The 12128-nt window shown below is 39.4% G+C and carries 13 protein-coding genes and 1 pseudogene; all 14 read left to right on the top strand.

The window, feature by feature from the left end; translation table 11 throughout:
• Positions 1-44 precede the first annotated feature (44 nt).
• Positions 45-794 (top strand): oxygen-insensitive NADPH nitroreductase, encoded by a 750-nt coding sequence (gene nfsA / locus MKZ18_RS12265; RefSeq protein ID WP_025910051.1) that lies wholly within the window; start codon positions 45-47, stop codon positions 792-794.
• A gap of 280 nt (positions 795-1074) precedes the next feature.
• The gene (locus tag MKZ18_RS12260) at positions 1075-1941 is read left to right on the top strand and encodes a 3D domain-containing protein (protein ID WP_025910052.1); all 867 of its coding nucleotides are present in this window, start codon (positions 1075-1077) and stop codon (positions 1939-1941) included.
• Between the two features lie 330 nt (positions 1942-2271).
• Entirely contained in the window at positions 2272-3513 is a 1242-nt protein-coding gene (gene urtA, locus MKZ18_RS12255) for an urea ABC transporter substrate-binding protein (protein WP_025910053.1), read from the top strand.
• A gap of 76 nt (positions 3514-3589) precedes the next feature.
• Positions 3590-4492: an urea ABC transporter permease subunit UrtB gene (urtB, locus tag MKZ18_RS12250; RefSeq protein ID WP_025910054.1), complete on the top strand. Its 903-nt coding sequence runs from the start codon at positions 3590-3592 to the stop codon at positions 4490-4492.
• Between the two features lie 13 nt (positions 4493-4505).
• Positions 4506-5576 (top strand): urea ABC transporter permease subunit UrtC, encoded by a 1071-nt coding sequence (urtC, locus tag MKZ18_RS12245; RefSeq protein ID WP_061785839.1) that lies wholly within the window; start codon positions 4506-4508, stop codon positions 5574-5576.
• Entirely contained in the window at positions 5551-6303 is a 753-nt protein-coding gene (gene urtD / locus MKZ18_RS12240; protein WP_025910057.1) for an urea ABC transporter ATP-binding protein UrtD, read from the top strand. Before urtC ends, urtD begins: the two co-directional genes overlap by 26 nt.
• Positions 6297-6997 (top strand): annotated as a pseudogene (gene urtE / locus MKZ18_RS12235) (urea ABC transporter ATP-binding subunit UrtE). The gene urtD and the pseudogene urtE overlap by 7 nt, the downstream one beginning before the upstream one ends.
• Before the next feature lie 14 nt (positions 6998-7011).
• On the top strand, positions 7012-7314 hold the full coding sequence (locus MKZ18_RS12230) for an urease subunit gamma (protein ID WP_025910059.1): 303 nt from the start codon (positions 7012-7014) through the stop codon (positions 7312-7314).
• Positions 7315-7326: 12 nt separating this feature from the next.
• On the top strand, positions 7327-7650 hold the full coding sequence (locus tag MKZ18_RS12225) for an urease subunit beta (protein ID WP_025910060.1): 324 nt from the start codon (positions 7327-7329) through the stop codon (positions 7648-7650).
• Between the two features lie 7 nt (positions 7651-7657).
• The gene (gene ureC, locus MKZ18_RS12220; RefSeq protein WP_025910061.1) at positions 7658-9367 is read left to right on the top strand and encodes an urease subunit alpha; all 1710 of its coding nucleotides are present in this window, start codon (positions 7658-7660) and stop codon (positions 9365-9367) included.
• A gap of 14 nt (positions 9368-9381) precedes the next feature.
• The gene (gene ureE / locus MKZ18_RS12215) at positions 9382-9828 is read left to right on the top strand and encodes an urease accessory protein UreE (protein WP_025910062.1); all 447 of its coding nucleotides are present in this window, start codon (positions 9382-9384) and stop codon (positions 9826-9828) included.
• Positions 9821-10507 carry an urease accessory protein UreF gene (locus MKZ18_RS12210; protein ID WP_025910063.1) on the top strand — a complete coding sequence of 229 codons (687 nt, stop codon included), beginning with the start codon at positions 9821-9823 and terminating at the stop codon, positions 10505-10507. Before ureE ends, MKZ18_RS12210 begins: the two co-directional genes overlap by 8 nt.
• 47 nt (positions 10508-10554) lie before the next feature.
• Positions 10555-11169 (top strand): urease accessory protein UreG, encoded by a 615-nt coding sequence (ureG, locus tag MKZ18_RS12205; RefSeq protein WP_025910064.1) that lies wholly within the window; start codon positions 10555-10557, stop codon positions 11167-11169.
• An 86-nt stretch (positions 11170-11255) separates the two neighbouring features.
• Complete coding sequence (locus MKZ18_RS12200; RefSeq protein WP_237072016.1) at positions 11256-11981, top strand: urease accessory protein UreD; 726 nt, start codon at positions 11256-11258, stop codon at positions 11979-11981.
• Positions 11982-12128: the final 147 nt, after the last annotated feature.

The raw sequence follows: 12128 nt of genomic DNA, 5'->3' as shown, positions 1-12128 counted from the left end.
TACTAAGAAGCGAATGAATTAAAATGAAAAAGGAGTTCTGAAAAATGAACGAAGTTATTGAAACAATTTTAAGTCATCGCTCTGTTAGAAAATACCAGGATAAACCTTTAACGAATGAGCAAATTCATAAGATCGTAGAAAGTGCTCAAGCAGCGTCCACATCAAGCTATATACAGGCATATTCAATTATTGGAGTTAAAAATCAACAAACCAAGAATCGCTTAGCTGAATTAGCGGGTAATCAACCGTATGTTGCTCAAAATGGTCACTTGCTTATTTTTTGTGCAGACCTGCATAGGCATGATGTTATTGCTCAAATAGAAGGTAAAGATTTATCTGAGTCCCTTGAAAGTGCCGAAAAATTCATGGTTGCTTTAATAGACGCAGCTTTAGCAGCTCAAAATGCTTCGGTTGCTGCGGAGTCAATGGGCCTTGGAATTTGTTATATTGGCGGCCTTCGAAATCAACTTCAAGACGTTCAAGAATTATTAAAGCTACCTGGTCGCGTACTGCCTCTATTCGGTTTAACGATTGGATATCCGGCTGCTGATACGGATAAAAAGCCTCGTTTACCTCAAGCTAATGTGTATCATGAAGAAGTATACGAGCAAGATCAAAATAAGTTTATTGAAGAATTAAAAGCCTATGATGAACAAATTTCTTCTTATTATAATGAGCGTACGAATGGAAAAAGAAACGATACGTGGACTGGTCAAATGGCCCATATGCTATCGAACCCAACGCGTATGTATATGAAAGAGTACGTAGAGAAGCAAGGCTTTAATAAAAAATAAATAACCAGTTATATGCAATTGATGAAGTGCACCCTAGTTGTTAGAGATTTCTAGCAATTAGGGTGCATTTTTTATGAATAAAAAGGAATAGGAGGGTTTGTTTGTAAAAAACAACAAATAAATAGAAATTGTTGAAGCATATGGACAAATTATCAGAAATATTACAGTTTCATGTTAAAAAAGCGTTATTTTTGTAATGGAAGTTGAATGTTCCTGTAATGGCTGTGCAATCTCTAGGTGATATCATTCAATCATTGAGTAAATAAGGAGGTATTCGTAAATGAAGAAATTTATATTTACTCTAGGAACAACAGCAATCCTTTCAGCAGGATTTGCAGGTGGAGCATCTGCAAGTGGAAACGACACGTATCAAGTCCAAAAAGGTGATACGTTATGGAGCATCGCTCAAAACCACGATGTGAGCGTTGACGAATTAAAAGATGCAAATAACTTAACATCAACGATTATTCATCCAGAACAAAATTTAAATGTATCAATCATAAAAGAAATTACACATAAAGTTGAGCGCGGCGATACATTATGGTCAATCAGCCAAAAGTATGGCGTAACAGTAGAGCAAATTAAAGCTTGGAACGGATTAGGAAATGATCTTATCATTCCAGGTCAGGTCTTTGCTATTGAAACAAGTGGAGGTTCACAAGCTGTAGCACAACCAGCTCCAGCACCAAAAGCTGAACCAGTGCAAGAAGCTGCGCCGGCGCCTAAAGAAGAACCAGCCGAACAACCGGCACCAGAAGCTGAACAAAAACAAGAGCCAGCTCAGGAAGCTGCTGCACCAGCCCCACAACCTGAGCCAGCTAAAGAAGAACAACCTGCTGAACAATCACAACAGAGCGGTAAGCAGTTAACAGTTGAAGCAACTGCGTATACAGCTAGCTGTGAAGGATGTAGCGGTGTAACTGCTACGGGAGTAGATTTGAAAGCAAATCCAAACCAAAAAGTAATTGCTGTAGATCCTAGCGTAATCCCATTAGGTTCAAAAGTATATGTTGAAGGCTATGGAGAAGCAATCGCTGCTGATACTGGCGGAGCGATTAAAGGTAATAAAATCGACGTATTTGTTCCTGCACAAGCTGATGCAGAGCAATGGGGTCGTAAAACAGTTAACATTACAGTATTAGATTAATAGTGTATAAGAAAAAAGAGATGTCTGATTTCAGGCATCTCTTTTTTTATGATTACATACAAAAAACGAATAATCTACAAAAAAACACCTTTAATGTTAGCGCTTTCTGGGAAAGGTTTCAAAAAATACCTTGATTTTGTCAGAAAATTTATTATAATTAGAAATATCATCGGATGTGAGGAAAAATAACATGATGATGTGAAGGGAGGTTTATACATAAAAAGCTTCTCATGGCGGTGAGAAGCTTGAATTGGGCATAACAAATTGGGGTATGTATGCCTAATTCTAATTATAACACAAATAATTAGAATGTGATAAGGAGTGGCACAATTGAAACCAATCAGTTGGAAAACAGTTTTATCAGCTATAGCAGTCTCAACGCTTGTTCTTGCAGGTTGCGGGAAAACAACTAGTACAGAAGGGCAAAAAGCGATGATAGATACATCTGGGGACACTGTGAAAGTGGGGGTTTTACATTCACTAAGTGGAACCATGTCTATTAGTGAAGTTTCATTGCGCGATGCAGAATTGATGGCCATTGATGAAATAAATGCATCAGGAGGAGTGCTTGGTAAAAAAATTGAGCCTGTAATTGAAGATGGAGCTTCTGATTGGCCTACGTTTGCTGAAAAGGCAAAAAAACTTTTGCAAAAAGATCAAGTAGCAACAATCTTTGGAGGATGGACGTCAGCGAGTCGTAAAGCGATGCTGCCTGTAGTTGAACAAAATAACGGCTTGTTATGGTACCCAGTCCAATATGAAGGAATGGAGTCATCACCTAACATATTCTATACGGGCGCCACAACTAACCAGCAAATTGTACCTGCTGTCACATGGTTGCTTGAAAATAAAGGAAAAAAAGTTTTTCTAATAGGTTCAGACTATGTGTTTCCACGAACAGCTAACAAAGTCATTAAATCTCAGTTGAAAGCAGAAGGAGGCGCGTTAGCTGGGGAAGAATATACACCTCTTGGGCACACAGATTATAGCACGCTAATTAGTAAAATTAAAGACGCGAAGCCTGATGTAATATTCAATACATTAAACGGTGACAGTAATGTTGCTTTCTTTAAACAATTAAAAGATGTTGGTATTACTTCTGCTGATATTCCGGTACTATCTGTAAGCGTAGCAGAAGAAGAGATAAGAGGAATTGGTGCCTCTGTATTAGAGGGGCATTATGCATCTTGGAATTACTATCAAACAACAGACACTCCCGAAAATGAAGAATTTGTAGCAAACTATAAAAAGAAATACGGAGATGACCGCGTAACTGGTGACCCAATAGAAGCTGCCTATACAGCAGTATATTTATGGGCCAAAGCGGTGGAGAAAGCAGGAAGCTTTGAGATTGATAAAGTGAAGAAAGCAGCTGATGGAATTGAATTTAATGCGCCGAGTGGAGTAGTGAAAATAGAAGGAGCTAATCAGCATATCTGGAAAACAGCTCGAATCGGTCAAGTGCAAGCTGACGGTCAGTTTAAAGAAGTATGGAAATCCGGTGAATCGATTAAGCCTGATCCATACCTTGAAAGCTATGAATGGGGAGCTTCACTCAGCAATAAAAAATAGTGATTACTAAGCTTTCAAAAGATAAGATGTGCTAAGTATACATCTTATCTTTTGAAGATGGAGAGGAGTCATTTTATTGTCCATTTTTATTACACAGCTCTTTAATGGATTAAGTTTAGGGTCAATCATGCTTCTTATTGCGTTAGGACTTGCGATTACGTTTGGACTAATGAATGTAATTAATATGGCGCATGGCGAATTAATTATGGTGGGTGCCTACACTACTTATGTGGTACAACAAATTGTTTCTTCATATTTACCTCAGCAAATGCTTGCTTATTATTTTATTCTAGCAATTCCTTTAGCATTTTTAATCAGCGCAGTATTAGGAATAATCATTGAAAAGACCGTCATTCGTTTTTTGTATGATCGTCCGTTAGATAGTTTGCTAGCCACGTGGGGAGTGAGTTTAATTTTACAACAAGCGGCTCGTTCTATATTTGGAGCGCCGAATGTAGCAGTTAAGACACCCGATTGGCTAGACGGTGGATTTAGTATTCTTGGGGCAACTCTTCCGTATAAAAGGCTTTTTATTTTAGCATTAGCTGTTTTTAGCATAGTTGGCCTTTCTTATTTCCTTTATAAAACAGCAATTGGTCGAAAAATGAAAGCCGTTATGCTTAATCGAGAAATGGCTTCTTGCTTAGGGGTTTCAACCAAGAAGGTAGATAGCTATGCCTTTGCGTTAGGTTCAGGTTTTGCGGGCCTTGCAGGTTGCGCACTCACAGTTATTGGACCAATTGGACCTTCAATTGGTACCAACTATATTATTGATGCGTTTATGATTGTAATATTAGGTGGGATTGGCAAGCTGACAGGAACAGTGATTGGCGCCTTAGGAATTGGGATTTTAAGTACAACGATTGAATATACAACGAGCGCCACCATTGCAAAAGTAATTGTGTTTGCACTAATTATTGCATTTTTACAATGGAAGCCGTCTGGCCTTGTAAGTATGCGAACACGCTCATTGGATTAAAGGAGGATTATCCATGAAATTTAATCGCACATATGCTATATATATCGTTGTACTTATTGGCTTTCTAGTAGCACCACTTTTCCTGCAAGAGTTTCGTTTGGGTTTATTAGCGAAGTTTTTATGCTATGCCATTGTGGCAATAGGAATTTCTTTAATATGGGGCTATACAGGTATTTTAAGCTTAGGGCATGGCGTGTTTTTTGGACTAGGAGCTTATTGCATGGGCATGTATCTAAAGCTAGAAGGTTCGACTACTGGTCTTCCAGATTTTATGGAGTGGAGTGGCGTTACGACTCTTCCTGCTTTTTGGAAGCCGTTTACGAACCCCGTATTTGCAATTGGTGCAGGGATCATAGTACCAATGCTGTTAGCAACAGTTCTTGGTTACTTTACGTTTAAAAATCGCATCCGTGGGGTTTATTTTTCGTTAATTTCTCAAGCAGTTGTTGTCGTTGTAGTCACTTTATTTATTGGAAAACAAGATTTAACAGGAGGAACAAATGGTCTTACCAGCTTTTATACATTTTTGGGGATGTCATTAGCGGATTCTTTTGTTCAACAAATTCTTTACTTTGTCACAGTAGGTGTATTGGCAATTGTTTTTGCACTTTCCATCTGGCTAACTAAAAGTAGAGCTGGGAAAGTATTAATGGCTATACGAGATGGTGAAAACCGCGTTCGTTTTCTAGGTTTTAATCCAACTTCTTATAAAGTGTTTGTATATTCTTTATCAGCTGCTTTTGCTGGTGTAGCAGGTATGTTGTTTGTTCTTCAGGTAGGGATTATTTCACCTGCAATGATGGGCATAACGCCATCTATCGAAATGGTTTTATGGGTAGCGATTGGAGGGCGACATTCTCTTCTTGGTGCTGTGTTTGGTGCTATCTTTACAAATGGTGCGAAAAGTTTATTTAGCGAGACATACCCAGATATTTGGCTAATCCTTTTAGGTTTATTGTTTATTGTAGTCGTGTTGTTCTTACCGAATGGTATGGCTGGACTTGTTCAATCAATACAGAACAAATTTAAAAAGCTTAAATCTAGAAAGGAGAAATCTCATGAGCCAGATACTATGGTGCGATAATGTTATGGTTGATTTTGATGGATTCAAAGCCTTGCAGGGTGTGGACTTAATGATTGAACCGAATGAAGTGAGGTTTTTAATTGGTCCTAACGGGGCTGGGAAGACAACAATTTTAGATGTCATCTGTGGGAAAACAAAAGCAACATCTGGAAGAGTTTTGTTTGAAGAGGTGGTTAACCTTGGAAGCCTTCAAGAACATAAAATTGTTCAAAAGGGAATTGCAAGAAAGTTTCAAAACCCTTCTATCTTCTCACAGTTAAGTGTGTTTGAAAATTTGGAACTATCAATCAGGCAAAAAAGAAATCTCACCTCTGTTTTATTTGCCAGAATGACTGGAGAGACAAAAAATCATATTGAAAAAGTACTTGAGCAAATTGGTTTGCAAGACTTCGTATACAAGCAAGCTGGAGAGTTATCACATGGGCAAAAGCAATGGCTAGAGATTGGAATGCAGCTTATGCAAAACCCAAGCTTGTTACTTCTAGATGAGCCCATTGCTGGAATGACTGGGAAAGAACGAGAAAAAACCGGTGAATTAATGCATGAGATCTCCGCGTCATGTTCTGTACTTGTAGTGGAGCACGATATGGATTTTGTCAGAAAGTATTCTAAGCAAGTTACGGTCATGCATGAAGGGAAAATACTTTGCGAAGGTAATATGACAGATGTTCAAGAAAATGAGCACGTTCAAGAAGTATACCTTGGGAGGAGGAAGCAAACATGCTAAATGTAGCAAATCTACAAGCGGGGTATGATGAAACCACGATCTTACGTGATGTTTCAATTAAAGTTGAAAAAGGAAAAATTATTGCAGTTCTTGGGCGTAATGGAGTTGGAAAAACAACGTTAATGAAAACACTAATGGGTTTACTGAAGCCGAGTGCAGGAGATGTTGTTTGGAGAAATCACTCCGTAAAAGGTCTTAGACCAGAGCAGCGAGCAAAAAAGGGATAGGTTATGTTCCTCAAGGAAGGGATATCTTTTCAACATTAACAGTAGAGGAAAATTTATTGTTAGGTCTTGAAGCGCTTCAAAAAAAACCAAAAAAAGACGTTATTCCATCACATGTGTTTGAGCTGTTTCCCGTTCTTCATGAAATGTTACAGAGGAAAGGAGGTGATTTAAGCGGTGGTCAACAGCAGCAGCTTGCGATTGCCCGTGCTTTAGTAGGAAATCCTGAACTTTTGTTGCTGGATGAACCAATGGAAGGAATACAACCCTCTATTGTTCAGCTTATTGAAAGGGTCATTATTAAAATTGCTAGAGAACAAGGTGTTGGCATCGTTTTAGTAGAGCATAACGTAGATTTAGCACTAGCTTGTTCGGACTTTTTTTACATTTTAGATCATGGTCGAATTGTTGCACAAGGAGATTCAAAAAATGTGAACTTAGAAGCTATTCAAAAGCATTTAGTAGTATAGAAAGGGAGGTTTAAATGAAACTCACACAACGAGAGCAAGAAAAACTTATGGTGGTTGTCGCTGCAGACCTTGCGAGGCGTAGGCAAAAGCGGGGGCTAAAACTGAACTATCCAGAAGCAGTTGCCGTTATTACATATGAAATAACAGAAGGCGCCAGAGATGGTCGAACTGTTGCCGAATTAATGCAGCTCGGAACACAAATCTTGTCACGAGATGATGTAATGGAAGGTATTCCTGAAATGATTCATGATATTCAAGTAGAAGCAACGTTTCCAGATGGAACAAAACTTGTGACGATACATGATCCAATTCGATAGGGGGGAGAAGAAGTGATTCCCGGAGAATACAAGTTACGTAAAGATGAAATTGTTTGTAACAAAGATAAGGGTATAGTCGAGATGTTAGTAACCAACCGAGGTGATCGTCCTATTCAAGTGGGATCTCATTTTCATTTCTATGAAGTTAATTACGGATTAGAGTTTAACCGCAAAGAAGCGTTTGGCTATCACTTGAATATTCCTGCTGGTACGGCCGTTCGCTTTGAACCAGGTGATCCTAAAAATGTACAGCTTGTACCCTTTTCAGGATCACAGCATGTATATGGATTAAATAATAAAACAAATGGACCCACGGGCCAGCTAAAAGAGGAGTAGGTCGAACATGAGCTTTAAAATGTCAAGAAAACAGTATGCAGATATGTTTGGGCCGACGGTTGGAGATGCTGTAAGGCTAGCGGATACCGACCTTTTTATTGAAATTGAACAGGACTTTACAACCTATGGTGATGAAGTGAAGTTTGGGGGAGGAAAAGTCATCCGTGATGGGATGGGACAGCATCCTCTTGCGACAAGAAGTGAAGCAGCAGATCTTGTTTTTACGAATGCCATCATCATGGATTATACGGGGATATACAAAGCAGATATTGGTGTAAAAGATGGCATGATTCAAACCATTGGAAAAGCGGGAAATCCATTATTAATGGATGATGTTGATCTTGTTATTGGGGCTAGTACAGAAATTATTGCTGCGGAAGGAAAAATTGTGACGGCTGGAGGAATTGATGCGCACATTCACTTTATCTGTCCACAACAAATTGAAACCGCCTTATCGTCTGGAGTAACAACAATGATTGGAGGAGGGACAGGTCCTGCAACGGGAACAAACGCGACGACGTGTACACCTGGAGCGTGGTATATCGAGCGGATGCTAGAAGCAGCTGAGGCTTTTTCCATGAATTTAGGCTTTTTAGGTAAAGGGAATGCATCAGCAAAAACGCCTCTTATCGAACAAATTGAGGCTGGAGCGATTGGCCTTAAGCTTCATGAAGATTGGGGTACCACCGCATCAGCAATCGATACAAGTCTGCAAGTTGCGGATGAATATGATGTACAGATTGCGATTCACACAGATACGCTAAATGAAGGTGGGTTTGTCGAAGATACGATGAGAGCAATTGGAAATCGTGTTATTCATACGTATCATACGGAAGGAGCAGGTGGTGGACATGCACCTGACATTATGAAGATGGCAAGCTTTAAGAACATTCTGCCGTCATCAACGAATCCAACTAGACCGTATACGATTAACACTCTAGAAGAACATTTAGATATGCTGATGGTTTGTCATCACCTAGATCCTTCTGTACCAGAAGATATTGCATTTGCAGATTCCCGTATTCGTAAAGAAACGATTGCAGCTGAAGATATTCTGCATGACCTTGGAGTTTTTAGCATGATCTCTTCTGATTCGCAAGCAATGGGTCGTGTTGGTGAAGTGATTACGAGAACGTGGCAAACAGCAGATAAGATGAAAAAGCAAAGAGGAAAACTAAAAGGTGATAACGGTATTGGTGATAATGAACGGATTAAGCGATATATCGCAAAATATACAATTAATCCAGCTATCACCCACGGCATTTCAGAATACGTAGGTTCAGTAGAAGTTGGTAAGCTTGCAGACTTAGTCGTTTGGGATCCAGCGTTTTTTGGTGTAAAGCCAGAGTTGATTATTAAAGGCGGAATGATTGCTCACAGTCAAATGGGTGATCCTAATGCCTCTATACCTACTCCTCAGCCGGTTCTATATCGCCCGATGTTTGCTTCTTTCGGGAAAGCACGCAGTAAAACGTCGATAACATTTATCTCGCAAGCTGCATATAACCGAGGAGTACATCGAACCTTGGGATTGGAGAAACGGATTAAGCCTGTAAAAGGGATTCGTTCACTAAGTAAAACGGACATGAAGCTAAATGGTGAAATGCCTAAAATTGATGTGGATCCACAAACGTACGAAGTGCGAGTGGATGATGAATTAATTACGTGTGAGCCAGCAGAAGTATTGCCTATGGCACAACGATACTTTTTATTTTGAGGTGAAAACAAACAATGTTAATCGAGCAAATTGTTGGAAATGTCGCTACGCTAGAAAAGAAAGCGCCACATATTGAAAAAGTGTATTTAGAAAGTGATCATCTATTAAAGCGCGTGCAGCGAGTTGTGACCGATCACGGTAAAGAACTAGGAATTCGTTTGAAAGACAATCGTGAGCTTGTAGATGGTGATGTGCTTTATATGGATGAGAAGAATATGATTGTTATTCAAGTAATAGCAGATGACTTATTAACGATTCAACCCACAAGTATTAAGCAGATGGGGGAGATTGCTCATCAGCTTGGAAACCGGCATCTGCCAGCTCAATTTGAAGAAAACGAAATGCTTGTTCAATATGATTATTTAGTCGAAGAGCTTCTTAACGAGCTAAGCATTCCGTATAAGCGTGAAAAAAGAACGGTTCAAAAAGCATTTAGACATATTGGACATAGTCATGACTAATCAACTGTTAGCGCTTGTACAGCTGTGTGATTCAAACTTTCCATCCGGCGCTTTTTCACATTCATTTGGCATGGAAACCTATATTCAAAAAGAGCGAATTATAAATGCTGTTACGTTTTCAGAAGCTCTTAGTACGTATGTTGAAACACAGCTTACTTATACAGATGGGTTAGCTTGCCGACTGGCATATGAATTTGCTTCAGAAGGGCACCTTCAGAAAATAAAGGAATTAGATCAAGAGCTGTATGCACTGGCGCTAGCAAAAGAAACAAGAGAAGGGACAAGGAGAATTGGTCAGAGAATGGTCAAGCTTTGCGTCGATCTGTTTGGTGGGAAGCTTTTAGAATGCTACGAACAAGAGATTCAGCGGAAGGAGTGTTTTGGTCATCCATCAATTGTTTTTGCCATTATAGCTGAGCAATTACAGGTGTGTAAACAAACAGCTGTTTCTACGCATTTGTACGCCACTGTGTCATCGCTTATTCAAAATGCAGTTCGTGGTATCCCAATTGGACAAACAGATGGTCAACGAATTTCGCTTGCTTTTCATGAGAAAATTGACCAGGCAGTAATGAATATTCTTCAAGCGGATTCAAGTGAGCTTGGTGCAATGATGCCCGGTCTTGAAATCGCTCAAATGCAGCATGAACGTCTGCACGTTCGCTTATTTATGTCTTAATACAAAACGATATAAGGGAGGGAAGCCTTTGTGGCGAAGGCGAAAAAATGAATGCAATGAGAATTGGTATTGGAGGTCCTGTAGGGGCGGGGAAAACGATGCTTGTAGAAAGACTAACGAGAGCACTGCAAAGTGAGCTAAGCATGGCCGTTATTACAAATGATATCTATACAAAAGAAGATGCTCAGTTTTTAGTGAAAAATAGCGTATTACCTCAAGAACGCATCATTGGTGTGGAAACAGGAGGTTGTCCGCATACCGCTATTCGAGAAGATGCTTCTATGAACTTTGCGGCAATCGACGAGTTGGTTGAAAGACATCCTGACGTTGAGCTGATCTTTGTGGAAAGCGGTGGAGATAATTTAGCAGCAACGTTTAGTCCAGAACTTGTCGATTTTTCTATTTATATTATTGACGTCGCTCAGGGTGAAAAGATTCCGCGTAAAGGTGGACAAGGAATGATTAAATCAGACTTGTTTATTATTAATAAGACGGATTTAGCTCCGTATGTTGGTGCAAGCTTAGATGTAATGAAAGAAGATACAATTGCAGCCCGAGGTAAGAAGCCTTTTGTATTTACAAATTTGAAAAAGGATCAAGGACTGGATGAAGTAATTCAGTGGATCAAAAAAGAAGTATTGCTTATCGGCATTAAATCATGAGCTATACAGGCTATTTAAAGCTTGAGTCGCACAAGGTGAAAGGTAAGACGGTTGTTTATAACACATATCATGACGGAGCTTTTAAGGTGGCTCGCCCAATTTACATGGAAGAGCATACCCCAACAATCTACCTTCTACATGTAGGAGGTGGATATGTTGGTGGAGACCGTTATAAAGCGTGTATTACGGCTGAAGAGGGTGCACATTTATGCTTGACGACACAGGCTGCAACAAAAGTATACCGAACGCCAAACGCACCTGTAGTTCAGGAAACAGAGCTGCTCTTAAAAAAAGGAGCAGTGATTGAATACCTTCCAGATCCGCTTATTTTATACGAAGATGCGCAGTTTATACAAGAAACAACTGTACATATGGAAGAGAAAGCAACGTTTTTTATCTCTGACGTTATTACGCCAGGCTGGTCACCTAATGGAGAGATATTTAAGTATGATTCACTGCGTTCGAAGCTCAAAGTTTATCAAAACAATCAGTTAATGGTGTTTGACCATTTGTTTTTATCGCCTCATGAAGACATCCATGCGATTATGAAAATGGAGGGCTACACACATTTCGGTTCTTTTTTAGCAGTGGCTGAAGGAATTATCGATTCGGTCATTGATGAATTGTATGATGAAGTATTAAGTGAAGAGCGGCATGGATATATAGGGATTTCAAAATTAGCGATTAATGGATGTGCCATTAGAATTTTGGGAAATGATACAAAAACGCTTGAAAGTATTATTAATAGATGTTTTCAGTTCCTGAGAAAGCGCCTGTTAGGCTTAGAGGTGGTTCATCTTCGTAAATATTAAGAGCTGCCTTTGAGTAATGGTGCTAAGTGAACTTACATAAAATTACATTTCGGGGTATAAATTTTTCTCCTTTACTAAAACTATTGGTAAATCAATGCGAGGTAGATAAGGATGAAAAAACAATTACCATGCCAAGTGCCCCCTGTA

Origin of the sequence: Priestia sp. FSL W8-0001 (assembly GCF_038050335.1) — a bacterium.
In the GTDB taxonomy this organism is placed as follows: Bacteria; Bacillota; Bacilli; order Bacillales; family Bacillaceae_H; genus Priestia; species Priestia flexa.
This window is presented reverse-complemented; position numbering and strand designations above follow the sequence as displayed.

Excerpts from the sequence above, each read along its gene's own strand:
- nfsA (WP_025910051.1), top strand. The coding sequence starts at position 45 with ATGAACGAAGTTATTGAAACAATTTTAAGTCATCGCTCTGTTAGAAAA.
- MKZ18_RS12260 (WP_025910052.1), top strand. The coding sequence starts at position 1,075 with ATGAAGAAATTTATATTTACTCTAGGAACAACAGCAATCCTTTCAGCA.
- urtC (WP_061785839.1), top strand. The coding sequence starts at position 4,506 with ATGAAATTTAATCGCACATATGCTATATATATCGTTGTACTTATTGGC.
- urtD (WP_025910057.1), top strand. The coding sequence starts at position 5,551 with ATGAGCCAGATACTATGGTGCGATAATGTTATGGTTGATTTTGATGGA.
- MKZ18_RS12230 (WP_025910059.1), top strand. The coding sequence starts at position 7,012 with ATGAAACTCACACAACGAGAGCAAGAAAAACTTATGGTGGTTGTCGCT.
- ureC (WP_025910061.1), top strand. The coding sequence starts at position 7,658 with ATGAGCTTTAAAATGTCAAGAAAACAGTATGCAGATATGTTTGGGCCG.
- ureE (WP_025910062.1), top strand. The coding sequence starts at position 9,382 with ATGTTAATCGAGCAAATTGTTGGAAATGTCGCTACGCTAGAAAAGAAA.
- MKZ18_RS12210 (WP_025910063.1), top strand. The coding sequence starts at position 9,821 with ATGACTAATCAACTGTTAGCGCTTGTACAGCTGTGTGATTCAAACTTT.
- ureG (WP_025910064.1), top strand. The coding sequence starts at position 10,555 with ATGAATGCAATGAGAATTGGTATTGGAGGTCCTGTAGGGGCGGGGAAA.